General features: G+C 46.2%; 19 protein-coding genes, 4 tRNA genes, 3 rRNA genes and 1 other annotated feature. Of the genes, 5 read left to right on the top strand and 21 right to left on the bottom strand.

Going from position 1 to position 24,883, the window contains the following annotated elements; translation table 11 throughout:
• Positions 1-143 precede the first annotated feature (143 nt).
• The 11 genes from ndk to trmJ all read right to left on the bottom strand — a co-directional run bounded on the left by ndk (position 144) and on the right by trmJ (position 8,526).
• Positions 144-572, bottom strand: coding sequence for a nucleoside-diphosphate kinase (gene ndk, locus FIU99_RS03085; RefSeq protein ID WP_006959823.1), 429 nt, complete (start codon positions 570-572; stop codon positions 144-146).
• Positions 573-630: 58 nt separating this feature from the next.
• A complete protein-coding gene (gene pepB / locus FIU99_RS03080) occupies positions 631-1,929 on the bottom strand; it encodes an aminopeptidase PepB (protein WP_006959824.1) in 1,299 nt (432 codons plus the stop codon).
• A 162-nt stretch (positions 1,930-2,091) separates the two neighbouring features.
• Entirely contained in the window at positions 2,092-2,286 is a 195-nt protein-coding gene (iscX, locus tag FIU99_RS03075; protein WP_006959825.1) for a Fe-S cluster assembly protein IscX, read from the bottom strand.
• A gap of 23 nt (positions 2,287-2,309) precedes the next feature.
• Entirely contained in the window at positions 2,310-2,648 is a 339-nt protein-coding gene (gene fdx, locus FIU99_RS03070) for an ISC system 2Fe-2S type ferredoxin (RefSeq protein WP_006959826.1), read from the bottom strand.
• A 13-nt stretch (positions 2,649-2,661) separates the two neighbouring features.
• Positions 2,662-4,515 carry a Fe-S protein assembly chaperone HscA gene (hscA, locus tag FIU99_RS03065; RefSeq protein WP_006959827.1) on the bottom strand — a complete coding sequence of 618 codons (1,854 nt, stop codon included), beginning with the start codon at positions 4,513-4,515 and terminating at the stop codon, positions 2,662-2,664.
• 19 nt (positions 4,516-4,534) lie between these two features.
• A complete protein-coding gene (gene hscB, locus FIU99_RS03060; protein ID WP_043006939.1) occupies positions 4,535-5,050 on the bottom strand; it encodes a co-chaperone HscB in 516 nt (171 codons plus the stop codon).
• A gap of 55 nt (positions 5,051-5,105) precedes the next feature.
• Positions 5,106-5,429 (bottom strand): iron-sulfur cluster assembly protein IscA, encoded by a 324-nt coding sequence (iscA, locus tag FIU99_RS03055; RefSeq protein WP_006959829.1) that lies wholly within the window; start codon positions 5,427-5,429, stop codon positions 5,106-5,108.
• A gap of 67 nt (positions 5,430-5,496) precedes the next feature.
• On the bottom strand, positions 5,497-5,880 hold the full coding sequence (gene iscU, locus FIU99_RS03050; RefSeq protein ID WP_004412993.1) for a Fe-S cluster assembly scaffold IscU: 384 nt from the start codon (positions 5,878-5,880) through the stop codon (positions 5,497-5,499).
• A gap of 51 nt (positions 5,881-5,931) precedes the next feature.
• Positions 5,932-7,146, bottom strand: coding sequence for an IscS subfamily cysteine desulfurase (locus FIU99_RS03045; RefSeq protein ID WP_006959830.1), 1,215 nt, complete (start codon positions 7,144-7,146; stop codon positions 5,932-5,934).
• 29 nt (positions 7,147-7,175) lie between these two features.
• Positions 7,176-7,682, bottom strand: coding sequence for a Fe-S cluster assembly transcriptional regulator IscR (gene iscR / locus FIU99_RS03040; protein ID WP_038513385.1), 507 nt, complete (start codon positions 7,680-7,682; stop codon positions 7,176-7,178).
• 118 nt (positions 7,683-7,800) lie between these two features.
• Positions 7,801-8,526, bottom strand: coding sequence for a tRNA (cytosine(32)/uridine(32)-2'-O)-methyltransferase TrmJ (trmJ, locus tag FIU99_RS03035; RefSeq protein ID WP_006959832.1), 726 nt, complete (start codon positions 8,524-8,526; stop codon positions 7,801-7,803).
• A gap of 178 nt (positions 8,527-8,704) precedes the next feature.
• On the opposite strand from trmJ, the gene suhB reads away from it, so the two are divergent.
• A complete protein-coding gene (gene suhB / locus FIU99_RS03030; RefSeq protein WP_006959833.1) occupies positions 8,705-9,508 on the top strand; it encodes an inositol-1-monophosphatase in 804 nt (267 codons plus the stop codon).
• Positions 9,509-10,069: 561 nt separating this feature from the next.
• Here the strand turns inward: suhB and FIU99_RS03025 are convergent.
• From FIU99_RS03025 to rluD, 10 genes are all read right to left on the bottom strand, one after another.
• Positions 10,070-10,146, bottom strand: a tRNA-Trp gene (locus FIU99_RS03025).
• A gap of 35 nt (positions 10,147-10,181) precedes the next feature.
• Positions 10,182-10,258: transfer RNA gene (locus FIU99_RS03020), tRNA-Asp, on the bottom strand.
• Between the two features lie 31 nt (positions 10,259-10,289).
• Positions 10,290-10,405, bottom strand: a 5S ribosomal RNA gene (gene rrf, locus FIU99_RS03015).
• 90 nt (positions 10,406-10,495) lie between these two features.
• Positions 10,496-13,384: ribosomal RNA gene (locus FIU99_RS03010) — 23S ribosomal RNA — on the bottom strand.
• Positions 13,385-13,660: 276 nt separating this feature from the next.
• Positions 13,661-13,736, bottom strand: a tRNA-Glu gene (locus FIU99_RS03005).
• A 26-nt stretch (positions 13,737-13,762) separates the two neighbouring features.
• A tRNA-Ala gene (locus FIU99_RS03000) sits at positions 13,763-13,838 on the bottom strand.
• Between the two features lie 58 nt (positions 13,839-13,896).
• Positions 13,897-15,449: ribosomal RNA gene (locus tag FIU99_RS02995) — 16S ribosomal RNA — on the bottom strand.
• Together the 16S, 23S and 5S rRNA genes with 4 tRNA genes alongside form the textbook arrangement of a ribosomal RNA operon.
• Before the next feature lie 478 nt (positions 15,450-15,927).
• On the bottom strand, positions 15,928-18,501 hold the full coding sequence (clpB, locus tag FIU99_RS02985; RefSeq protein ID WP_152472001.1) for an ATP-dependent chaperone ClpB: 2,574 nt from the start codon (positions 18,499-18,501) through the stop codon (positions 15,928-15,930).
• A gap of 112 nt (positions 18,502-18,613) precedes the next feature.
• Positions 18,614-19,342 carry a peptidoglycan editing factor PgeF gene (gene pgeF, locus FIU99_RS02980; RefSeq protein WP_152472000.1) on the bottom strand — a complete coding sequence of 243 codons (729 nt, stop codon included), beginning with the start codon at positions 19,340-19,342 and terminating at the stop codon, positions 18,614-18,616.
• A gap of 1 nt (position 19,343) precedes the next feature.
• Positions 19,344-20,321 (bottom strand): 23S rRNA pseudouridine(1911/1915/1917) synthase RluD, encoded by a 978-nt coding sequence (rluD, locus tag FIU99_RS02975; RefSeq protein WP_019276844.1) that lies wholly within the window; start codon positions 20,319-20,321, stop codon positions 19,344-19,346.
• 130 nt (positions 20,322-20,451) lie between these two features.
• Between rluD and FIU99_RS02970 the strand changes: the two genes are divergently transcribed.
• The 4 genes from FIU99_RS02970 (at position 20,452) to pheA (ending at position 24,850) form a co-directional block, all read left to right on the top strand.
• Entirely contained in the window at positions 20,452-21,177 is a 726-nt protein-coding gene (locus FIU99_RS02970; protein ID WP_006957661.1) for an outer membrane protein assembly factor BamD, read from the top strand.
• A 113-nt stretch (positions 21,178-21,290) separates the two neighbouring features.
• Positions 21,291-22,733 carry a lytic transglycosylase F gene (locus tag FIU99_RS02965; protein ID WP_099609247.1) on the top strand — a complete coding sequence of 481 codons (1,443 nt, stop codon included), beginning with the start codon at positions 21,291-21,293 and terminating at the stop codon, positions 22,731-22,733.
• A 344-nt stretch (positions 22,734-23,077) separates the two neighbouring features.
• Entirely contained in the window at positions 23,078-23,407 is a 330-nt protein-coding gene (gene raiA / locus FIU99_RS02960) for a ribosome-associated translation inhibitor RaiA (protein ID WP_006957664.1), read from the top strand.
• Positions 23,408-23,536: 129 nt separating this feature from the next.
• Positions 23,537-23,658 (top strand) — a sequence feature (Phe leader region).
• A gap of 13 nt (positions 23,659-23,671) precedes the next feature.
• Positions 23,672-24,850: a prephenate dehydratase gene (pheA, locus tag FIU99_RS02955; RefSeq protein WP_006957666.1), complete on the top strand. Its 1,179-nt coding sequence runs from the start codon at positions 23,672-23,674 to the stop codon at positions 24,848-24,850.
• The last annotated feature ends 33 nt before the right edge of the window (positions 24,851-24,883 follow it).

Below are 24,883 nucleotides of genomic sequence, written 5' to 3'. Positions count from 1 at the left end.
ATAAAAAAAACTTTTCTCACCAATACTAGCAGTAAATGGTGAGCTTTCTTGGTCAATTCAACCCGCGTACCTAGCCTTCTTTAGAACAAAAAGTGCTGCGTATATAACCTTACGCAGCACCTCAGGTTAGGGCTAGATTTCAATTAGGTACGTGGGCAAATCTCTGCCTGTGGGAAAAAGAACTCAATCTCACGAGCCGCTGATTCAGGACTGTCTGAACCATGTACTGAGTTGTGGCGCATGCTCAATGCGTAATCTGCGCGAATCGTACCACATGCCGCTTCTTCAGGGTTGGTTTTACCCATTAACTCACGGTAACGCGAGATAGCATCCTCACCTTCAAGTACCTGAACCATGATAGGTCCGGAAGTCATGAATTCTTTCAGAGCTGGGAAGAAAGGCTTGCCTTCATGCTCTGCGTAGAAACCACTCGCCTGCTCTTCAGTTAACTGCACCATTTTCGCAGCGATAATCTGAAGGCCCGCTTTTTCAATACGGTGATAGATTTCACCAATCAGATTACGTTCTACTGCATCGGGCTTGATGATAGAAAAAGTTCTTTCTAGAGCCATAAGGTATCCTTTTATTTTCTTTGTTTTGTTTCGAGAGGTCATTCAAGACCTCTTAGAATTATTTGTTTGCTTGCTGAATCAATAAACCAGCTAGGGTACGCACACCAACGCCAGTTGCGCCTGCAGCCCATTTATCCGTTGCTGATTTACGGTACGTGGCAGCACAGTCGAAATGCAACCAACCTTTTTTGTAGTCTTCAACAAAGTAAGACAAGAAAGCAGCTGCCGTGCTGGCACCTGGAGAATAGTCACCACTGCTGATGTTAGATAGGTCAGCAAAATTCGATGGCAACATACCACGGTGGAAGTCTGCCAACGGCAGAGGCCATAGGCCTTCTTTCTCTTCTTTTGCTACGGATAGCGCCTGCTGAGAAAGCTCTTCGTCAAAACTCATCAATGCGTGGTAGTCATTGCCCAGTGCGTTTTTCGCAGCGCCAGTCAGTGTTGCACAATCAATGATCAACTCAGGGTTTTGCTCACTGGCATAAAGTAAACCATCAGCTAGAACTAGGCGACCTTCTGCGTCAGTATTCAAGATCTCGACCGTTTTACCGTTCTTATAGGTAATAACATCCCCCAGCTTCAGCGCTCGGCCTGAAATCATGTTTTCAGCACAGCAAAGAATCAGTTTCACACGTTTGTTCAAGCCACGCATAATTGCCAGACCTAAACCACCAGTGATCGTACCTGAACCGCCCATATCGGCTTTCATTGCTGCCATAAAACCTGAAGGTTTGATGCTATAACCACCAGAATCAAATGTGATACCCTTACCTACAAGACACGCCCAAACCGGTGCGTTCTCATCACCTGTTGGGTTGTAATCAAGTTGCAGCATCGCTGAAGTGCGCTCAGAACCACGTCCTACCGCAAAAATGCCTTCCCAGCCTTCGGCTAGCAGGTCTTTATCTTTCACAATGCGTGCTTTTACTGTGCCTTCTGGAGCAACCGACTTGATAAACTCAGCGGCCATTGTCGCCAGTTGTCGAGGCGCTACTTCTTCGGCAGGTTTATTAATAATATCGCGGGTAAATTCAGTCGCTTTAATGCGTGCTTCTAGCTCAGCCTGAGCAGCTTCAACTAATTCTGGTAACGCTAAAGTGTTTTTCTTTTTAGGTCCACGGTAACCTTGGTGGAATGCCCAAACACTTTCTAAATCCCAGCCTGCACCTTCAAGAGAAACAGACGCGACACCTTGAGAATCCAGCTTACGAGCCGCACGCTGAACGGCGCCAAGATCATGACCTTCTCCAAGGTGGATCGTTGCGCTGCTTTCAGAAAATGAAAGAATGGCTTTTTCACCCCAATGCGGAGCGGCGGCTTCTTGGCTCAAAAATACTGACATCTGTGTAGACATGGTTTCTCCTTGTCTTTTAATTAGCGCTGTCTACGCCATTTAGCTTAACGTTCGGATGTTAGCATTTTGTAGGGTTAAAATGTCAATTTGATAAAAAAACGGGCACTAAGGCCCGTTATTTTTAGTAAAATTTGTTAACTAGAAAGACTTTTCCGGTCAGTTCTAATCCATTTCATCCATCCAGCACAGAATCACGGCCTCAAGAATTTTTTCATTCGAACGGTTAGGTTCATCTTCAAAATCTTCCAGCTCTAGAATCCATTGATGAAGATCGGTGAAACGTACTGTCTTTGGATCCACTTCTGGGAATTTGTCACAAAGCTCAATCGCAATGTCTCGTGAGTCTGTCCATTTCATGATTACACTTCCTATATGAGAGATTAGTGATCTTCTGATGCGTGATTCAATGTATACTTAGGAATCTCAACCACCAAGTCTTCGTCGGTAACTTTAGCCTGACAACCCAATCGTGATTCAGGCTCTAAGCCCCATGCTTTATCCAGCATGTCGTCTTCCAACTCGTCACTCTCTTCCAAAGAGTCAAAGCCTTCACGAACCACAATGTGACAGGTAGTACACGCACATGATTTTTCACACGCATGCTCGATACCGATACCATTTTTCAGCGCCACGTCCAGTACAGTTTCACCAGTATCTGCTTCTAGTACCGCACCTTCTGGGCATAAATCTTCGTGTGGTAATACTATAATCTTAGGCATAACTTCTTATCTCTTAAATATCATCTACCGATTGACCTGACAGTGCAGCTCGAATCGATTTATCCATACGGCGCGAAGCAAAATCCTGGCTCGCTTTATCAGTGTCTTTGATTCCCTGTTCAATGGCATCCGCACTGTCGCCATTGCGCAGTTCAATCAATGATTCAATCGATTTAATCAGGGCTTCTCTTTCCGCTTCAGACAGTAAGTCATCACCGTCTGCTTGCATTGCAGCAAGTAACCCTTCAATGACACGATCAGCTTCCACTCGCTGCTCAGCCAGTGCACGAGCCATCATGTCGTCTTTCGCATACGTCATTGAGTCACGCAGCATATTTGCCACTTCGTCGTCACTCAAACCATAAGACGGTTTAACTTGTATTTCGGACTGAACCCCTGTGCTCTTTTCCATTGCGGTGACCGAAAGAAGGCCATCAGCGTCAACTTGGTAAGTCACTCGAATATGAGCAGCACCAGCGGCCATTGGAGGAATGCCTTTCAATGAGAAACGCGCCAACGAACGGCAGTCATCGACCATTTCACGCTCGCCTTGAACAACGTGAACACTCATTGCAGTCTGACCATCTTTAAATGTCGTAAATTCTTGCGCTCGGGCAACCGGAATCGTGGTATTGCGTGGAACAATTTTCTCGACCAGTCCACCCATGGTTTCAATACCTAGAGACAGTGGAATCACATCAAGAAGCAACATTTCAGAGTCTGGCTTGTTACCAGCGAGAATATCAGCCTGAATGCCCGCACCGATCGCAACAACCTCATCAGGGTTAATGCTTGTTAGTGGCGTACGACCAAAAAATTCACCGACCATTTCACGTACCAGCAGTGTACGAGTCGAGCCTCCAACCATCACTACTTCTAGTACATCATCTGTGTCTACTTCAGCATCTTTTAGTGCGCGGCGACAAGACATCAGCGTCTTTTTCACTAGTGGACGAATCAAAGATTCAAATTCATCACGGGATACAGAACCAGTCCAACCAAGCACCTCAACATCTACATTCTCTTGCTGTGAAAATGCAATTTTGGTCTCTGTAGCAACATTTAAAACAATGCGGTTCTGCTCCGCAGTTAGCTCCGTTTGGAGCCCTGCTTTTTCAATCAAGAACTCAGCAAGAAGGTGGTCAAAGTCATCTCCGCCTAATGCGGAATCACCACCAGTCGCCAGAACTTCGAAGACACCTTTGGATAATCGCAGAATAGAGATGTCGAATGTACCACCACCCAGATCGTAAACCGCGATAGTGCCTTCTTGGCCTGAGTCTAGGCCGTAAGCAATCGCTGCTGCAGTTGGCTCATTTAATAAGCGCAGAACATGAAGACCTGCCAGTTTAGCCGCATCTTTTGTACCAGCTCGCTGAGCATCATCAAAGTAAGCAGGCACGGTAATCACAACACCAGCTAACTCTCCGCCAAGCGTTTGTTCAGCACGCTTACCTAATGATTTGAGAATCTCTGCTGATACTTCAATCGGGTTTTTGTCACCAGCTGCTGTTTGAAGTACCGGCAAACCATTATCGCTCGCTTTAAATTGATAAGGTAGATTTGGGTAACGAGTCTGAATGTCACTCAATGAACGGCCAATTAGTCGTTTCACTGAAATAATGGTGTTTTGCGGATCAGTTTCCGCCAGTGCTTTAGCTTCATAACCTACTTCAGGTTGTTCACCGGCATAATTGACTATCGATGGCAAGATACTGCGTCCTTGATCGTCTTTCAATGTCGCTGCATCTCCGCTGCGAACAGAAGCTACCAATGAGTTCGTCGTACCGAGATCGATACCAGCTGCCAGTTTATGCTCATGGGGTGCAGAGCTTTGACCCGGTTCTGCAATTTGAAGTAGTGCCATGGTTGGTCCTTATCTTTAACTAGCCGAGGAGTTTCTCTTCCACTAGCTCGATTTCATTTTTTAATTTGGCGATAAATTTGAGTTTACGTACACGCTCAGCGGCTTGTTGCCAAAGGCCATCATTCAGTTCCTGCTCTACCGATTTCAGGTGCTGCTTGTACATTTTGCTCACCTTGTTGTCAAAATCGAATAGTGCGTCTTCTGGTTCTGAACTAAATGGAATATCCTCAAGCTCTTCACGTAATTCCATCTGTTCCATTAGGAACATAGGATCACTCATGGTTTGTTGCTCACCACGAATATCAACACCGTTTTCTGCCAGAAGATACTCTGCACGAGACAGAGGGCTCTTTAATACTTGATAGGCATCGTTGATTTCCGATGCTTTCTGAACCGCCATAAGACGGTCTCGCTCTGAAGCACTGGCAAAGTTATCTGGATGGAAGCGTTTTTGAAGTTCACGGAATTGTGAAGAAAGAAGGCTACCATCCAGCTGAAACTGACTTGGTAGCCCAAATAATTCAAAGTAATTCATGGAGAATTCGGTCCTTGGTAATCTACCTGCAAGCAATACCTGCAGGCGCTATCAATTATACGTTGAAGCTTTCACCACAACCACATTCACTTTTAGCATTCGGGTTGTTGAATTCGAAGCCTTCATTCAACCCTTCTTTAACGTAGTCAAGCTCAGTACCATCTAAATACGCTAGGCTCTTTTGGTCAATAATGACCTTAACGCCTGAATGCTCGAATACTGAATCTTCTTCGTTAAGCTCGTCAACAAACTCAAGAACATAAGCCATACCAGAACAGCCTGTCGTTTTCACACCCAAACGTAAACCGATCCCTTTACCTCGGTTTTCTAGGAATGTTCTAACGCGACTTGCCGCGGTTTCTGTCATTGTGATGGCCATACTGCACCTTAGTTTATTGATTGGCGAACGGAATGGGAGCTTTAGGCTCCCATTATATACAGATTACTTATTCTTGGTGTTTTTTCTTGTAGTCAGCAACCGCTGCTTTGATTGCATCTTCAGCAAGAATTGAGCAGTGTACTTTAACTGGAGGCAGCTCAAGTTCTTCAGCAATCTCAGCATTCTTGATTGCTGCTGCTTCATCAATGCTCTTGCCTTTTACCCACTCAGTAACCAGTGAGCTAGATGCGATTGCACTACCACAACCGTATGTTTTGAACTTCGCATCTTCAATAATACCTTCAGGTGTTACTTTAATTTGAAGCTTCATTACGTCACCACAAGCTGGTGCGCCAACCATGCCGCTACCTACCGCTGGGTCTTCTTTATCAAATGAACCAACATTACGTGGGTTCTCGTAGTGATCAATTACTTTTTCGCTATATGCCATGATATTTACCTCGAATCCTCTATTAACTGACTTGGAATAACCTGATTGAAATTAGTGGTGAGCCCACTCAACTGTATCTAGGTCAATTCCTTCCTTGTACATATCCCATAGAGGAGACATGTCACGCAGTTTAGTTACTGCGGTACGAATTTGTTCAATTGCGTAATCAATTTCTTCTTCAGTCGTAAAGCGACCGAAAGAGAAACGAACAGAGCTATGTGCCAATTCATCGTTTAGACCAAGAGCACGCAGCACGTATGAAGGCTCTAGACTTGCCGATGTACATGCACTACCTGAAGATACCGCTAGATCTTTAAGCGACATCAGTAGAGATTCACCTTCAACAAAGGCAAAGCTAACGTTCAAGTTGTGAGGAACACGTTGCTCAAAGTCACCGTTAACTGTTACAGCTTCTAAATCTTTAACACCATCAAATAGTCGGTTGCGAAGTGCAAGAGCATGGTCGAAATCTTTTTGCATATCTTCTTTAGCAATACGGAACGCTTCACCCATACCAACAATTTGGTGAGTAGCTAGTGTTCCTGAACGGAAACCACGCTCGTGACCACCACCGTGCATTTGTGCTTCTAGGCGAATACGTGGCTTACGACGAACGTATAGTGCACCGATACCTTTAGGGCCATACGCTTTATGAGCAGACAGTGAGATAAGGTCTACTTTCATTTCCTTCACATCGATTGGTAACTTACCCGCAGACTGCGCGGCATCAACGTGGAAAACAACTTTACGTTCGCGGCAAAGTTCACCAATAGAAGAGATATCCTGAATCACACCAATTTCGTTGTTCACGTGCATGATAGAAACCAATACAGTATCTTCACGCATTGCGGCTTCAAGCTTCTTAAGATCAATCAAACCGTTAGACTCAGGCTCAAGGTAAGTTACCTCAAAACCTTCGCGCTCTAGTTGGCGACATGGATCCAGAACCGCTTTGTGCTCAGTTTTACACGTAATTACGTGTTTACCTTTCTTAGAATAGAAATGAGCTGCGCCTTTAATAGCTAGGTTATCTGATTCTGTCGCGCCAGAGGTGAAGACGATTTCGCGAGGGTCTGCGTTCAGTAGATCAGCAATTTGTTCACGAGCAGTGTCTACTGCTTCTTCTGCCTGCCAGCCATATCGATGTGAACGCGATGCTGGGTTGCCAAACGTACCGTCCATTGTCATGTACTGAACCATTTTTTCAGCCACACGAGGGTCAACAGGACAAGTCGCTGAGTAATCTAGATAAATAGGCAGTTTCATTCTCTACTCCAATGTAACAGGCAAACCGCTTAAGAGCGGACATTTACACCGATGGGCGCGGTGTTAGAATTCTTGTTAGAAAACCCATGATTTACCGCAAGACCAAGATCTTGTCGGTCTGAAATTTCTAGGACTTCGTTATCCGTCATCAACTCACCGAGAGTGATGTTGTTTAAGAAGTCACTGATGCGTGAACTTAAATCACGCCAAAGAGTGTGAGTAAGGCAACGAGTTCCACCTTGACAGTCTGCTCTACCGTTGCATTTGGTCGCATCAACCGACTCGTCTACTGCAGCAATCACTGTACCAATAGCAATAGAGTGAGCGTCTTCACCTAAACGGTAACCACCGCCTGGGCCACGAACACTAGCCACAAGGCCCGCTTTGCGTAGCTTTGAAAATAGCTGCTCTAAGTAAGACAACGAGATCCCTTGTCGCTCTGAAATGTCAGCCAAAGGCACTGGGTTTTGTTGCGAATGCAGAGCCACATCTAACATGGCTGTAACTGCGTATCTTCCTTTAGATGTAAGTCTCATATAACACCATATCCACACTGTTTATGTGATGGCGATTTTTACATACCTGACTAAAATGGTCAAGTATATAATTGACTATTTTAGTCAGGTATTTAACCGTACAGATATTATGGCCAATTTACTGATTGATTTTTTTCTCAATTGAGGTCAGTACACCACGCAGAATATTCAGTTCTTGCGCTTCAGGTCGAGCTCTATTAAATAGCCGACGCAGCTTGTTCATTACTTTCCCCGGTTGCTCATCGCTAATAAATTGGGTCTTGGTGGCCACTTTTTCAAGGTGCGAAAAGAACATTTCCAACTCTTTATGTCTTGGGTATTCCGCCACTTCATTAGGCTGATACTGACTCTGCTGCTTTTCTAAATAAGCCATGCGAACTTCGTAGCTGAGTGTCTGAACAGCCATCGCCAGATTGAGAGAGCTGTACTCTGGATTAGCAGGAATACAAACATGATAGTGACACGTCTGAAGCTCTTCGTTTGTTAATCCGGTACGCTCACGGCCAAACACTAATGCAACCTGAGACATTGCTCCTTGCTCAACAAATTTCTTACCGCATTCACGGGGCTCTAACATTGGCCACTCTAAAGTACGTGAACGCGCACTTGAACCTACAACAAGGCTACAATCAGCCACAGCGTCATTTAATGTATTGACGATCAGTGCCGCTTGGACGATATCTGCTGCGCCAGCAGCAAGTGCTATTGCCTGTTCATCTATCTCACACTGTGGGTCAACAAGTACTAAGTTAGTCAGCCCCATAACTTTCATTGCTCGTGCGGCCGAGCCAATGTTTCCAGAGTGAGAGGTTCCGACAAGTACAACTTTGACATTGTTTAGCATTGGTGTTTTCCAAGACGTAATTTCGAACTGCGCGATATTACCATACACCTGAGTAAAATGGTCAGACCCTTTGCGGTAATAAAACCAAAAGTTCAAAAAATAACCACTTCCATTTCGGTGTTTATCTGATATACTGCCGCCCGTTTTTCTGTTCTTTAACATCCGTTGGGAAATTAGTATGCATCCAATGCTTAATATTGCTATTCGTGCTGCACGAAAAGCAGGCAACCATATTGCTAAATCTTTAGAAAATGCTGAGAAGATTGAATCGACTCAAAAAGGCGTCAATGACTTCGTTACTAACGTAGACAAAGAAGCAGAAGCTATCATCATCGATACGATCAAAGCCTCTTACCCTGATCACACTGTAATTGGTGAAGAGTCAGGCCTTCTTCAAGGTAAAGATGATGAAGTACAATGGATCATCGACCCACTGGATGGCACTACAAACTTTGTAAAAGGTTTACCTCACTTCTCTGTTTCTATCGCTGTACGCATCAAAGGCAAAACAGAAGTTGCTTGTGTTTACGACCCAATGCTGAATGAGCTTTTCACCGCTCAACGAGGTTCTGGCGCGCAACTTAATAATGCTCGTATCCGCGTCAAGCAAGTAAAAGACCTACAAGGAACTGTTTTAGCAACGGGCTTCCCCTTCAAACAGAAACAGCATTCAGAGTCCTACTTTAAGATTATGTCAGCACTATTCGTTGATTGTTCTGATTTCCGTCGTACTGGCTCTGCTGCTCTAGACCTATGTTACCTTGCAGCAAGCCGTGTAGATGGTTTCTTTGAGCTTGGCCTTAAACCGTGGGATATTGCCGCTGGTGAGCTTATTGCTCGTGAAGCCGGGGCTATTGTTACTGATTTTGCTGGCGGCACTGACTACGTAAAATCAGGTAATGTTGTAGCTTCAAGCGCTCGTGGTGTAAAAGGTATCCTTAAGCACATTCGCGAAAATGGCAATGAAGCATTGCTAAAATAATATTAAGCTCCGTCACAGCTGAATCATCAAGCCCGCTCTGTTGAGCGGGCTTTTTTATTTCTTCGTTATGAGAATAATCAATATGAACAGTTTTCAGTGCATTACCCCGTCTTCGATATCGTGATATAGCATCTTTTTAGACATCGCTTGTTTTAAGCAAGACTTAGAAAACAAGGAGCTTGAGGTCAGATTAACGGTGTGATTTTCGAATCAAGAAGCCTACCTTAACTGAAATGAATGCTGGCATATCAGTAATGGCTTAGTCCCGACTATGAAGTCAGTCTTAATAAGCATGTTGGACTAAAGAGCTGTACTAAGAGCACCCCATAAGCGAGGAGAGCTCAATTCTCTTGAACTTGGAAGACTGCTACTCCCACCAATGTGGTCTTTTCGTCGGAGGAACCTAGTTTGAGCTTTGAAGATGGTTGGACTTACGCTGCAAAAATTCTTACAACTGGCCCACGCTATTGATAATTATGGGAACTTCGCAATCTACCAGTTGAAGTAATGATGCTTTGAGAAATGAAAAAGGCTCCAGTCTTTCGACTAGAGCCTTGAAAATGGCAGGGGTGGAGAGATTCGAACTCCCAACACGCGGATTTGGAATCCGCTGCTCTGCCAATTGGAGCTACACCCCTAAAATTCGTGTTTAAAGAGACGACTCTCGAATAAGTGGCGGAGCGGACGGGACTCGAACCCGCGACCCCCGGCGTGACAGGCCGGTATTCTAACCAACTGAACTACCGCTCCGCACTGGTTAGACTCTAAGTCTAAATTTAAAGCCTGGCGATGTCCTACTCTCACATGGGGAAGCCCCACACTACCATCGGCGCTATTGCGTTTCACTTCTGAGTTCGGCATGGGATCAGGTGGGTCCACAACGCTATGGTCGCCAAGCAAATTCTTTAATCTGGAAAGCTGTTATTGTGTTCTCTACACATTCAATCTGTTCTTACTTTGAGTCCATCAAAACCCTTTGGGTGTTGTATGGTTAAGCCTCACGGGCAATTAGTACAGGTTAGCTCAACGCCTCACAACGCTTACACACCCTGCCTATCAACGTTCTAGTCTCGAACAACCCTTTAGGACCCTCAAGGGGTCAGGGAAGACTCATCTCAGGGCTCGCTTCCCGCTTAGATGCTTTCAGCGGTTATCGATTCCGAACTTAGCTACCGGGCAATGCCATTGGCATGACAACCCGAACACCAGAGGTTCGTCCACTCCGGTCCTCTCGTACTAGGAGCAGCCCCCTTCAATCTTCCAACGCCCACGGCAGATAGGGACCGAACTGTCTCACGACGTTCTAAACCCAGCTCGCGTACCACTTTAAATGGCGAACAGCCATACCCTTGGGACCGACTTCAGCCCCAGGATGTGATGAGCCGACATCGAGGTGCCAAACACCGCCGTCGATATGAACTCTTGGGCGGTATCAGCCTGTTATCCCCGGAGTACCTTTTATCCGTTGAGCGATGGCCCTTCCATACAGAACCACCGGATCACTATGACCTGCTTTCGCACCTGCTCGAATTGTCATTCTCGCAGTCAAGCGGGCTTATGCCATTGCACTAACCTCACGATGTCCAACCGTGATTAGCCCACCTTCGTGCTCCTCCGTTACTCTTTGGGAGGAGACCGCCCCAGTCAAACTACCCACCAGGCACTGTCCTCAACCCGGATGACGGGTCTAAGTTAGAACATCAACACTACAAGGGTGGTATTTCAAGGACGGCTCCACCGATACTGGCGTACCGGTTTCAAAGCCTCCCACCTATCCTACACATGTAGGGTCAATGTTCAGTGCCAAGCTGTAGTAAAGGTTCACGGGGTCTTTCCGTCTAGCCGCGGGTACACTGCATCTTCACAGCGATTTCAATTTCACTGAGTCTCGGGTGGAGACAGCGTGGCCATCATTACGCCATTCGTGCAGGTCGGAACTTACCCGACAAGGAATTTCGCTACCTTAGGACCGTTATAGTTACGGCCGCCGTTTACCGGGGCTTCGATCAAGAGCTTCGACTTACGTCTAACCCCATCAATTAACCTTCCGGCACCGGGCAGGCGTCACACCGTATACGTCATCTTACGATTTTGCACAGTGCTGTGTTTTTAATAAACAGTTGCAGCCACCTGGTATCTGCGACTCCCGTTAGCTCCATCCGCAAGGGACTTCACCGACAGGAGCGTACCTTCTCCCGAAGTTACGGTACCATTTTGCCTAGTTCCTTCACCCGAGTTCTCTCAAGCGCCTTGGTATTCTCTACCCGACCACCTGTGTCGGTTTGGGGTACGATTCCTTACAATCTGAAGCTTAGAGGCTTTTCCTGGAAGCATGGCATCAATGACTTCACACCCGTAGGTGCTCGACGTCGTGTCTCAGCCTTAGAGAGAGCCGGATTTACCTAACTCTCAAGCCTACGCACTTGAACCTGGACAACCGTCGCCAGGCCCACCTAGCCTTCTCCGTCCCCCCATCGCAATTGTAAGAAGTACGGGAATATTAACCCGTTTCCCATCGACTACGCCTTTCGGCCTCGCCTTAGGGGTCGACTTACCCTGCCCCGATTAACGTTGGACAGGAACCCTTGGTCTTCCGGCGAGGAGGTTTTTCACCCCCTTTATCGTTACTCATGTCAGCATTCGCACTTCTGATACCTCCAGCAAGCTTTACAGCTCACCTTCAACGGCTTACAGAACGCTCCCCTACCCAATACATAAAATGCATTGCCGCAGCTTCGGTTTACAGCTTAGCCCCGTTACATCTTCCGCGCAGGCCGACTCGACTAGTGAGCTATTACGCTTTCTTTAAATGATGGCTGCTTCTAAGCCAACATCCTAGCTGTCTAAGCCTTCCCACATCGTTTCCCACTTAGCTGTAATTTGGGACCTTAGCTGGCGGTCTGGGTTGTTTCCCTCTCCACGACGGACGTTAGCACCCGCCGTGTGTCTCCCGGATAGTACTTACTGGTATTCGGAGTTTGCAAAGGGTTGGTAAGTCGGGATGACCCCCTAGCCTTAACAGTGCTCTACCCCCAGTAGTATTCGTCCGAGGCTCTACCTAAATAGATTTCGGGGAGAACCAGCTATCTCCAGGTTTGATTGGCCTTTCACCCCTAGCCACAAGTCATCCGCTAATTTTTCAACATTAGTCGGTTCGGTCCTCCAGTTGATGTTACTCAACCTTCAACCTGCCCATGGCTAGATCACCTGGTTTCGGGTCTATATCCAGCAACTCGACGCCCAGTTAAGACTCGATTTCTCTACGGCTCCCCTAGATGGTTAACCTTGCTACTGAATATAAGTCGCTGACCCATTATACAAAAGGTACGCAGTCACACCACGAGGGTGCTCCTACTGCTTGTACGTACACGGTTTCAGGTTCTATTTCACTCCCCTCACAGGGGTTCTTTTCGCCTTTCCCTCACGGTACTGGTTCACTATCGGTCAGTCAGTAGTATTTAGCCTTGGAGGATGGTCCCCCCATATTCAGACAGGATATCACGTGTCCCGCCCTACTCGATTTCACCTAAAATGCGCTGTCGGTTACGGGGCTATCACCCTGTATCGCAGAACTTTCCAGAACTTTCACCTGACGCATTAAAGGCTTAAGGGCTAATCCAATTTCGCTCGCCGCTACTTTCGGAATCTCGGTTGATTTCTTTTCCTCGGGGTACTTAGATGTTTCAGTTCCCCCGGTTCGCCTCATTACCCTATGTATTCAGATAATGATAACTGCTTATGCAGTTGGGTTTCCCCATTCGGAAATCCCAGACTCAAATGACTTTTACTGTCTAATCTGGGCTTATCGCAAGTTAATACGTCCTTCATCGCCTCTGACTGCCAAGGCATCCACCGTGTACGCTTAGTCACTTAACCATACAACCCCAAAGGGTCTTCTAGTCAAACAACCAAAGTTGTCTGCCATTATTTAAACATGATGCAGACTCGATTTTGCCGGACTCAAATTTCCAAGAACACTTGAACGTGTGTTGGTACCTAATTCAAAGAATTAGGATTTGAGAACTTTTATTGAATAACAACGCATCTCAAAGAGATGGGGATTGTTGTTATTCGTCAGCTTTCCAAATTGTTAAAGAGCTAGATTCATAAATGAACCATTTTTAAAAGCACTATTACTAATGCGTTTAAAGATGGTATCCCGTAGGGGAGTCGAACCCCTGTTACCGCCGTGAAAGGGCGGTGTCCTAGGCCTCTAGACGAACGGGACACTAAGAATTTCTTAATAGAAATCATTGGTGGAGCTAATCGGGATCGAACCGATGACCTCTTCGCTGCCAGCGAAGCGCTCTCCCAGCTGAGCTATAGCCCCTCTTTAATTTATATAAACCGTCAATCTGTGTGGACACTCATCGTGAGTAATCATCGTATAAGGAGGTGATCCAGCGCCAGGTTCCCCTAGCGCTACCTTGTTACGACTTCACCCCAGTCATGAACCACAAAGTGGTGAGCGTCCCCCCGAAGGTTAAACTACCCACTTCTTTTGCAGCCCACTCCCATGGTGTGACGGGCGGTGTGTACAAGGCCCGGGAACGTATTCACCGTAGCATTCTGATCTACGATTACTAGCGATTCCGACTTCATGGAGTCGAGTTGCAGACTCCAATCCGGACTACGACGCACTTTTTGGGATTCGCTCACTTTCGCAAGTTGGCCGCCCTCTGTATGCGCCATTGTAGCACGTGTGTAGCCCTACTCGTAAGGGCCATGATGACTTGACGTCGTCCCCACCTTCCTCCGGTTTATCACCGGCAGTCTCCCTGGAGTTCCCGACATGACTCGCTGGCAAACAAGGATAAGGGTTGCGCTCGTTGCGGGACTTAACCCAACATTTCACAACACGAGCTGACGACAGCCATGCAGCACCTGTCTCTCAGTTCCCGAAGGCACAAGACTGTCTCCAGTCTCTTCTGAGGATGTCAAGAGTAGGTAAGGTTCTTCGCGTTGCATCGAATTAAACCACATGCTCCACCGCTTGTGCGGGCCCCCGTCAATTCATTTGAGTTTTAATCTTGCGACCGTACTCCCCAGGCGGTCTACTTAACGCGTTAGCTCCGAAAGCCACGGCTCAAGGCCACAACCTCCAAGTAGACATCGTTTACGGCGTGGACTACCAGGGTATCTAATCCTGTTTGCTCCCCACGCTTTCGCATCTGAGTGTCAGTATCTGTCCAGGGGGCCGCCTTCGCCACCGGTATTCCTTCAGATCTCTACGCATTTCACCGCTACACCTGAAATTCTACCCCCCTCTACAGTACTCTAGTCTGCCAGTTTCAAATGCAATTCCGAGGTTGAGCCCCGGGCTTTCACATCTGACTTAACAAACCACCTGCATGCGCTTTACGCCCAGTAATTCCGATTAACGCTCGCACCCTCCGTATTACCGCGGCTGCTGGCACGGAGTTAGCCGGTGCTTCTTCTGCAGCTAACGTCAAATGAATGCGCTATTAACACATCCACCTTCCTCACTGCTGAAAGTACTTTACAACCCGAAGGCCTTCTTCATACACGCGGCATGGCTGCATCAGGCTTGCGCCCATTGTGCAATATTCCCCACTGCTGCCTCCCGTAGGAGTCTGGACCGTGTCTCAGTTCCAGTGTGGCTGATCATCCTCTCAGACCAGCTAGGGATCGTCGCCTTGGTGAGCCATTACCTCACCAACTAGCTAATCCCACCTGGGCATATCCTGACGCGAGAGGCCCGAAGGTCCCCCTCTTTGAGCCGAAGCTATTATGCGGTATTAGCCATCGTTTCCAATGGTTATCCCCCACATCAGGGCAATTTCCCAGGCATTACTCACCCGTCCGCCGCTCGACGCCGTTATCGTTCCCCGAAGGTTCAGACAACTCGTTTCCGCTCGACTTGCATGTGTTAGGCCTGCCGCCAGCGTTCAATCTGAGCCATGATCAAACTCTTCAATTTAAGATTTTGTTCGGCTCAATGAATACTGAACACTACATAAGTAATGTTTGAATTGACTGTGCTGAATCCGAAGATTCAATGGTCACTTCGTATCATTGAAACCTAATTTGAAACCGAAGTTTCTAATTGGATTATCATCAACGAGTGCCCACACAGATTGATAGGTTTATATTGTTAAAGAACTTTGTTTTAAGCTTTGCTCAAAACGGACGGCCATTTTAGCGAGATAACTCATAGTGTCAAACACTTTTTTTTGTTATTTCTCTTAAAGTTAAATGATTAACTTCAAGCCGTCTTATCATCGGCGAGATTTGTTTAGCATCCCGTGACAACAAGGGCGCATTATAGGGAGTTCACTCGACAGTACAAGAGGGAAATTGAAAAAACTTGTAGTTTTTACTTCGTTCGCTCGCAATTTAATCAAAGCGGCATAAATGAAAGCAAAAGGGCTCCCAAGCGCCCTTTCCTATACACCTCATCATTGATGGGCAATAATCTGATTTTTACTGACCAGTAGCTTAACGGGTTTATCTGGCACGACTTTTCCAGCCAGTATTGCTTTAGCCAGTGGGTTTTCAACACTTTGCTGAATTGCCCTTTTCAGAGGTCGAGCACCATATACCGGATCAAAACCAACTTGGGCAATAAGATCCAACGCTTTATCTGAAACCTCTAACGCATAACCTCTTTCTTCCATACGTTTGGACAGTCTCTGCAATTGAATAGACGCAATCGACTTAATATGCTCCTGACCAAGTGGATGGAAAACAACACTTTCATCGACACGGTTGAGAAATTCTGGACGGAAATGTTTGTTGACCACTTCCATCACCTGTTCTTTCATTCCTTGATAATCCAAAGAACCAAAGTTTTCCTGGATTCTCGCCGAACCTAAGTTGGATGTCATGATGACAACCGTATTGCGGAAATCGACGGTGCGACCTTGTCCATCAGTTAAACGGCCATCGTCAAGCACTTGCAATAAAATGTTGAACACATCTGGATGCGCTTTTTCAACTTCATCTAACAGAATCACTGAATAAGGTTTTCTACGTACGGCTTCCGTCAGGTAACCACCTTCGTCATAGCCAACATATCCAGGAGGTGCACCCACTAGGCGAGCAACCGAGTGTTTCTCCATAAACTCCGACATATCAATTCGAACCATGGCATCTTCACTGTCGAACATAAAGCTTGCCAGCGTTTTGCATAATTCTGTTTTACCAACACCTGTCGGACCTAAGAATAAGAAGGAGCCTATAGGTTTATTTGGATCCGACAACCCCGCTCTGCTGCGGCGAATAGCATTTGAAACCACTTCTACAGCTTCGCTTTGGCCAATAACACGAGCGTGCAATACCTCTTCCATACGCAGAAGCTTTTCTTTTTCCGCTTCCAACATTTTTGAGACAGGAATACCAGTCTGCTTCGACAATACATCAGCAATCTCGTTGTCTGTGACTTTGTTACGTAACAAGGTCATTTCCTGCATCTCTGCTTGAGTCGCAAGATCCAGTTGCTTCTCTAATTCAGGAATACGACCATATTGAAGCTCAGACATTCGATTGAGATCACCCGCTCGACGAGCAAATTCCATATCCATTCGAGCTTGCTCTAATTCACTCTTGATATGCTGCGTCCCTGATAACGCCGCTTTTTCTGCATTCCACACTTCTTCAAGCTCGGCAAATGCGCGTTCTTTGTCTTCCAATTCTTCATTGAGGTTACTTAAGCGCTTTTCACTTGCTTCATCATGTTCATTGGTCAACGCCTGCTGTTCAATTTTAAGCTGGATAATTTTACGCTCCAGCTTGTCGAGTGATTCTGGTTTGGAGTCGATCTGCATGCGGATGCTTGATGCAGCCTCATCAATCAAGTCAATCGCTTTATCAGGCAATTGACGATCAGACACATAACGATGAGATAAACTCGCCGCAGCAACAATCGCAGGGTCGGTAATTTCTACATGGTGATGCAGCTCGTAGCGCTCTTTCAGTCCACGTAAAATAGCCACCGTATCTTCAACCGAAGGCTCATCCACCAGCACTTTTTGGAAACGGCGCTCTAATGCCGGATCTTTTTCAATATATTGGCGATACTCATCTAATGTAGTGGCACCAACACAGTGAAGTTCTCCACGTGCTAAAGCAGGTTTGAGCATGTTGCCGGCATCCATAGAGCCTTCACCTTTACCAGCTCCAACCATGGTATGAATCTCGTCGATAAAGAGGATGACATTGCCCTCTTCTTTAGACAGCTCATTAAGAACCGACTTCAAACGCTCTTCAAATTCACCACGGTATTTCGCGCCAGCAACTAAAGCGCCCATATCAAGCGACAGGACTCGCTTGTTACGTAGCCCTTCTGGAACTTCATTATTGATGATGCGCTGTGCTAACCCTTCAACAATCGCGGTTTTACCGACACCCGGTTCACCGATAATCACTGGGTTATTTTTGGTTCGACGCTGCAGTACTTGAATCGTACGACGAATCTCGTCATCACGACCAATGACCGGGTCCAATTTACCTTGCTCAGCTCGTTCGGTTAGATCGATGGTGAACTTTTCTAAGGCTTGGCGTAGGTCTTCAGCATTCTGATCATTAACTTTTTGCCCACCGCGTACCTTATCAATGGCATCACTCAACTTAGCTTCGGTTAAACCTAACTCTTTTAAAAGCTCACCGAGTGGTCCGCGATCTTCAATGGCAGCAAGGAGGAAAACTTCTGAGGAAATGTAGGCGTCCTGACGCTTTTGCGCGACTTTGTCACACAAATTGAAAAGCGTGCCCATCGCACTGGATAACTGAACATCCCCACCGATACCACTTACTTTAGGTAAACGATCAAGGATCTCACTCAGCTTAGAGCGTAAATGGGTTACATCGACATCGAGCATAGTCAGTAATGGGCGAATAGGGCTGCCATTCTGATCCATCAGCGCGACCATTAAGTGCACTGGTTCTATGTACTGGTGATCGCGCCCCAGCGCGAGCGATTGTGCGTCAGATATCGCGATTTGAAATTTGCTTGTGAATCTGTCGAGACGCATACCTACCTTCCTAACCTTAACGGAGAATACTCTTATAGACAGTATGAAAGATGGATACGCAAGAATCGATTTTCAAGGGGAGAGAACTAAGTTTCCTTAGCAATTCTGAGAGTTACTTTTCCAGCCAGATAAATGTTGCTTGCCTTCCAGTGGAACCATCTCGGCGATAAGAAAAGAAGCGATCCTGATCGAGATAAGTGCACAGTTCGCTGTAATAAACGTCAGTCACACCCACTTTATTCAAGCGTTGAGTAACAAGCATGTTCATATCTGCCAGCCATTTCCCCGGCTTCTCGCGTGGTACAAATGCCTTTTTAGCCGCAGAGTCGAATGAGACAAATGCATCCAATACGTCCTGACCGACCTCAAACGCCGAAGCGCCGATTGCCGGGCCAATCCAGGCCATCACCTGCCCGTCAAATTTCGACACAGCATTTTCAACAATCCCATCAGCCAAACCACGCCAGCCAGCATGAACCGCAGCCACTTGCGTACCAGCGGTATTGGCCAACAAAACGGGTAAGCAATCAGCGGTCATAGCAGAACACACTACGCCTGTCTGTTGGGTAAAGAGGCCGTCAGCGTCCAGCACATTTTGTGTTGGTTTGTCAGCTTCCAATACAACCGTAGAGTGCGTCTGATTAAGCCAGATTGGTGCCGTCGGCATCTGAGATTGCTGCGCTAACCATCGGCGGTTCTTTTCAACAATCGCAAGTTCATCCCCAACATGAGCGCCAAGGTTTAACCCCTGATAAACACCAGAAGAAAAGCCTTGCTGTCGAGTCGAGGCAAAAGCTTTAACATTGCTCGGCACAGGCCAGTTAGGGATGATAATGTCCATCTTAGAATTCGTCTTCTAATCCGTGGTGCTGCGTATCTTGGCGAAGCGCTTCAGCCATTTCGACCATGTCGTCTGGTACTGGAGCGTGGAACTCCAGCTCTTCTCCAGTCACTGGATGATCAAACTTTAGCATCACAGCATGGAGCGCTTGACGATCAAACTTACGGATCATTTCCGCCAATTCCTCTGAAGCACCGGAAGGAATTCGCGCACGGCCACCGTAAGCAGAGTCACCCAGCAACGGATGCTGAAGGTAAGACATATGCACACGGATCTGGTGAGTTCGACCAGTTTCAAGGCGTAAACGAATACGAGTGTGCTCACGAAAATGTTCTGCGACTCGATAGTGCGTAACCGCTGGCTTACCCATTGGGCTAACCGCCATCAAAGTACGCTTCGTTGAGTGACGGCCAATCGGCTGCTCTACTCGTCCGCCCGCAGTCATACGGCCAATCGCGATCGCTTCATACTCACGAGTAATGTTGCGCTTTTGCAGTGCTCGAACCAGACGAGTTTGTGCTGGTACTGTTTTCGCTACCACCATCAAACCTGTAGTGTCCTTATCAAGACGGTGAACAATACCCGCTCGAGGTACTTCGGCAATATCAGGGTAATGATGCAGCAGAGCATTTAAGACCGTCCCATCCGGAGTACCGGCACCTGGGTGAACTACAAAATCTCTTGGCTTATTGATGACCATAATATCGTCATCTTCATAAACGATATCCAATGGGATATCTTGCGCTTCCCAGCGCTCTTCGTCTTCCAGTTCGGCCTGTAACGTAATAATTTCACCGCCCATCACTTTCGTGCGGGGTTTGGTAACCACCTCACCATTGACCTGAACTTTGCCGTCGACCAACCATTCTTTCAGGCGAGAGCGGGAAAAGTCGGCGAATAATTCTGCGATCGCCTGGTCAAGACGTTGACCTAATTGACTATCTTTTACTGTATGCGTTAATTCAATCTGCTGAGCCATATCGAACTTTTTTAAAAACTGTGAGACTAATTGTCACTAGTGTGGAAGAATATCGCTCCATTGTATCTGCTACCGGCAAGAAAGTAACGGAAGCGCAAGAAATATTTATCTCAAGGAATCGAATCCTGACATGAAAAAGCATACTTTATCTGGCTTATTGGCATTATCCGTTTTGGTTGGCTGTTCTAGCAGCGAAGAAATCGTCCCGGATATACCGCCATCGGAACTCTACTCAGAAGCACAGATATCGCTGCAAAGTGGCAACTGGTTAACAGCCATCGACAAACTGGAAGCGCTGGATTCTCGCTACCCGTTTGGCGCATACTCCGAGCAGGTTCAGCTGGATCTAATTTATGCCTACTACAAAAACGACGATTTAGCGCTTGGTCTTGCGACGATTGAACGTTTCTCTCGTCTCAACCCAACTCACGAAAAACTTGACTGGGTTTTGTACATGCGTGGTCTGACTCACATGGCACAGGATCGTAATTTTATGCACGATCTATTCAATGTTGACCGTAGTGATCGAGACCCTGAACCAGTGAAAAAAGCCTTTGCTGATTTCAAAAAGCTGCTAGAACGTTATCCAAATAGCCCTTATGCAGAAGACGCTCAAAAACGTATGTTTGCCCTGAAAAATCGTTTAGCGGAATACGATCTGGCAACGGCAGACTTCTACCTGCGTCGTGAAGCTTGGATCGCCGCCATTAACCGAACACAAGAGTTGCAAAAGACTTACCCGGATACAGAAGCGGCTCGTAAGTCACTTGAGATCCAACTAGAAGCCTATGAAAAACTTGGGCTAGAAGATGCCGCTAAGCGCACTAGGCAACTTATCGAGCTAAACCCTCAGTAACTACTTAGAAGTTAAAGAAAACCGCCTCCACACTGAGGCGGTTTTTTATTGCCTATTTTGCTGAGTGACTTGTTAAGAACTACCTTTAATAGATGATCTATCGAGGGTACTTCATGAGTCGAGTTGTCTTAATTCTGGTTTTATTCGCCGCCATCTCCCACCAAGCGGCAGCGCTTTCTTTGTCACCATTACAAAAAGATCCTTACTTTGGCGACCTGACTGAGCTCGAAAAGAAAGGGGCTATACGTGTATTGGTTTCTGCCGATCTCGGCTTTTATTATATTGAAGGGGGCAAACCTAAAGGCATTCTTGCTGAGCTGCTGTATCACTTTGAGAAAGAACTCAGACAACGTTCCTCTTACTTCAATCTGCAGATTATTCCGGTACAAAGAGACGAGTTACTACCTTCATTAGAAAAAGGTTATGGCGATCTGATCGTTGCAAACCTGACTATCACTTCCTATCGCTCAAAACATATCGATTTTAGCATTCCAGTTTTACAAGGCGTCAGTGAGCTGCTCGTCACTCGTAGTTCCACCCCACCAATTACTGACTTGATTCAACTCAGTGGTAAAGAGATTTGGGTTCGAGCCAGCTCCAGTTACTTCGAAAGCTTACAAAAAGTGAATCAATTGCTCGATGAGCATGACTTGCAACCCGTCACAATTCGCTTTGTAGAAGAAACGCTACAAGATATTGAAATTATTGAATTGGTTAATCAAGGCCACATCGATGCCACAGTTTTGGACAGCCACAAAACTGAGCTTTGGCTGAAGGTAATGGAAAACATTGAGGTGCACGACCAAGCTCCTCTCAGAGTTGATGGCAAGATTGCTTGGGCGATGCGCAAAAATAGCCCCGATTTACAGTCGTTCGTTAACCAGTATCTAAAGAAAACCCGTTCAGGCACCTTGTTAGGTAACGTCATTTACGGCAAATATCTTGATAAAACAGGCTGGCTGAAGCGTATTCTAAACCCTGATCATATTACTCGCCTAGACTCGTTATCAGGCATCTTCGCCAACTACTCCGAACAATATGACTTTGACCCATTGATGATCTCAGCCCAAGGGTTTCAGGAGTCCGGTTTAGATCAGAGTAAGGTGTCACACAAAGGCGCAGTAGGCGTCATGCAGGTATTACCCAGCACTGCTAGGGATCCTAATGTCGCCATTCCCGACATCTATCAAGTTGATAACAATATCCATGCTGGCGTGAAATACATGCGCTTTCTCAAAGATCGCTATTTTAGTGATGATGACATCACGCCCGATAATCAGGTTTATTTTTCCTTGGCAGCATACAACGCTGGGCCTGCCAATATTCGTAAGATGCGCAGTTTGGCCAAGCAGAATGGATATGATCCCAATCGATGGTTCCGGCATGTGGAGATCATGGCGAGACGGAATATTGGCCGTGAACCGGTTCACTATGTATCCAACATCAATCGCTATTTTGTCATTTACAAGCAGCTCAATGCCCTAAAAGAGCAGCGTCAACACCAATCTAGCAGTGCAGGCACACCAGATCTCTTCGTTCCTAATATCGATCAGTAGCGCTGACCGGGAAAGTACATCAAGAAGAGGTTCGGGAAACTACAGAAGAGAATGCGAAGAGAGTCACGTTGGTAGTTGAGCAACAATTAACCAGCCATTTTTATCAGGTCGAATTAGAGCCCTAAAAAGCGGATGATTTTTAGTATGTTACCTTCTCCAATCTAGCGATATTTTTTTGGGGTACAAGCTTTTTCAACGTCAAACAAACCAAGTATTTGAGATAGATCACGTTTAATTTCAATCTAAAAACACACCAACAAAAAGGTGACTTGAGTCACATTATTTTAAGCTTAGGCGAGTAATCTGAAGTTAACCCATAAGGGATGCTACAGAGGAAAACATCTATGAAAGTAAACATCACTGGTAAAAACATCGAAACCACCTCTGCAATCCGAGCTCATATCGAGAGCAAATTTAAAAAGCTGGAAAAATGGCAAGTAGACATCATCGGATGTCAGGCAAGCTTCAGTGAGGAGCCGAATAAACAGAAGAAATTTGAAGCTGTCATTACCGTCCCCAAAGGCCAGCTTGTTGCGTCTGCAACCAACGAAGATCTGTACGTTGCTATCAATGAGGTAGAACAAAAACTGGAACGTCAGCTCAACAAACTTCGTCACAAGCCTGAAGCACGACGCGCAGAGAAACCAGAGCTTGAAGAGATAGAAAGCGAATAATTGTTAACTCATATTGATGAGTTACGGAGGATTTAAAAAATAGCGCCGAAAGGCGCTATTTTTTTGCTTGACGCTCACTAAGCGGTTGCTTATTGTGTTGGCAGCATCACAACAAAAGTAATAATTTATGACTCACAACAACCTGTTCTTTTTTGACTTCTTTTTTCTCCACTAAGCTTGGAGGCTCTCTCGTTTTCGAAAGAAAAGTCAAAAACGAACAGGAAGCCTCCCAAACGGGAGGCTTTTTTTATGAAGGAATGTAGGATGACCGAACAAAAATACTCACTCGATGAAATTCGCTTACGTTTAAATGAGCTGGATGACGAACTGTTGAAGCTCTTATCTGAACGAAGAAAGATGAGCATTGAGGTGGCTAAGAGTAAAGTTCAGACATCCAAACCGGTTCGTGACGCAAGCCGAGAACAGCAGCTGTTGGTGAAACTGATCAACGCAGGTCGTGACAAGTACGAACTTGATGCTCAGTACATTACTAAGCTGTTCCACACCATCATTGAAGACTCCGTTTTACTGCAACAATCTTACCTGCAGAATCTAGCCAACCCTGAATTGAGCCGTAAGCCGCTGGCTCGTGTGGCGTTTCTTGGCTCTAAAGGCTCATATTCCCATCTTGCTAGCCGTGAGTATTTCAGCCGTAAAAATACAGAACTGATCGAGCTCAATTGTGAGCACTTCAAAGAAGTGACACAGACGGTTGAATCTGGTCATGCCGATTATGGCGTACTGCCGATTGAAAACACCAGTTCTGGTTCCATTAATGAAGTTTACGACCTGCTGCAACATACAACGCTGTATATCGTTGGTGAAATGACCCTGCCGATTGAACATTGCCTAGTAGCAACATCGGACATTCGTTTAGAAGAGATAAAAACACTCTACTCACACCCACAGCCTCATCAACAATGCAGTGAGTTCCTGAGCCGAATGAAAGGTGTCACGTTGGAGTCTTGTGCTAGCACAGCTGATGCGATGCAGAAGGTTAAAGAAATGGGCCGCAGCGATGTTGCCGCTATTGGTAATGCTTCGAGTGGCAAGCTCTACGGCCTACAACCGATCCAAGGCAACATTGCCAACCAAACAGAGAATCACACCCGTTTCATTATAGTGGCACGTAAACCTGTCGAAGTGTCCAGTCAGATACCAGCAAAAACGACACTCATCATGTCAACCTCCCAAGACGCCGGTTCATTGGTCGCGACCTTGCTGGTACTACAAAAGTACGGAATCAACATGAACAAATTGGAGTCACGTCCAATTATGGGGAACCCTTGGGAAGAGATGTTTTATGTTGATCTCGAATCTCACCTTGAATCCGAAGAGATGCAGCAAGCCCTGAATGAGCTAACGCAGCTGACTAAACATTTAAAAGTTTTGGGTTGTTACCCAAGTGAGAATGTCAAGCCAACGACAGTGAAACTTCAGTAATTAAACAATGCAGATCAAATAAATTACTTACAA

Origin of the sequence: Vibrio sp. THAF64, assembly GCF_009363455.1 — a bacterium.
GTDB classification, from domain to species: Bacteria; Pseudomonadota; Gammaproteobacteria; order Enterobacterales; family Vibrionaceae; genus Vibrio; species Vibrio coralliilyticus.
Note: the sequence above shows the minus strand (reverse complement) of the source record. Positions and strands in the feature narration are given on the sequence as shown.

Coding starts and splice junctions, on each gene's coding strand:
- ndk (WP_006959823.1), bottom strand. CDS start 572: ATGGCTCTAGAAAGAACTTTTTCTATCATCAAGCCCGATGCAGTAGAA.
- iscA (WP_006959829.1), bottom strand. CDS start 5,429: ATGGCCATCACAATGACAGAAACCGCGGCAAGTCGCGTTAGAACATTC.
- FIU99_RS03045 (WP_006959830.1), bottom strand. CDS start 7,146: ATGAAACTGCCTATTTATCTAGATTACTCAGCGACTTGTCCTGTTGAC.
- hscB (WP_043006939.1), bottom strand. CDS start 5,050: ATGAATTACTTTGAATTATTTGGGCTACCAAGTCAGTTTCAGCTGGAT.
- fdx (WP_006959826.1), bottom strand. CDS start 2,648: ATGCCTAAGATTATAGTATTACCACACGAAGATTTATGCCCAGAAGGT.
- FIU99_RS02970 (WP_006957661.1), top strand. CDS start 20,452: ATGAAAAAGCATACTTTATCTGGCTTATTGGCATTATCCGTTTTGGTT.
- raiA (WP_006957664.1), top strand. CDS start 23,078: ATGAAAGTAAACATCACTGGTAAAAACATCGAAACCACCTCTGCAATC.
- pgeF (WP_152472000.1), bottom strand. CDS start 19,342: ATGGACATTATCATCCCTAACTGGCCTGTGCCGAGCAATGTTAAAGCT.
- hscA (WP_006959827.1), bottom strand. CDS start 4,515: ATGGCACTACTTCAAATTGCAGAACCGGGTCAAAGCTCTGCACCCCAT.
- iscR (WP_038513385.1), bottom strand. CDS start 7,682: ATGAGACTTACATCTAAAGGAAGATACGCAGTTACAGCCATGTTAGAT.
- suhB (WP_006959833.1), top strand. CDS start 8,705: ATGCATCCAATGCTTAATATTGCTATTCGTGCTGCACGAAAAGCAGGC.
- clpB (WP_152472001.1), bottom strand. CDS start 18,501: ATGCGTCTCGACAGATTCACAAGCAAATTTCAAATCGCGATATCTGAC.
- FIU99_RS02965 (WP_099609247.1), top strand. CDS start 21,291: ATGAGTCGAGTTGTCTTAATTCTGGTTTTATTCGCCGCCATCTCCCAC.
- trmJ (WP_006959832.1), bottom strand. CDS start 8,526: ATGCTAAACAATGTCAAAGTTGTACTTGTCGGAACCTCTCACTCTGGA.
- pheA (WP_006957666.1), top strand. CDS start 23,672: ATGACCGAACAAAAATACTCACTCGATGAAATTCGCTTACGTTTAAAT.
- iscX (WP_006959825.1), bottom strand. CDS start 2,286: ATGAAATGGACAGACTCACGAGACATTGCGATTGAGCTTTGTGACAAA.
- iscU (WP_004412993.1), bottom strand. CDS start 5,880: ATGGCATATAGCGAAAAAGTAATTGATCACTACGAGAACCCACGTAAT.
- rluD (WP_019276844.1), bottom strand. CDS start 20,321: ATGGCTCAGCAGATTGAATTAACGCATACAGTAAAAGATAGTCAATTA.
- pepB (WP_006959824.1), bottom strand. CDS start 1,929: ATGTCTACACAGATGTCAGTATTTTTGAGCCAAGAAGCCGCCGCTCCG.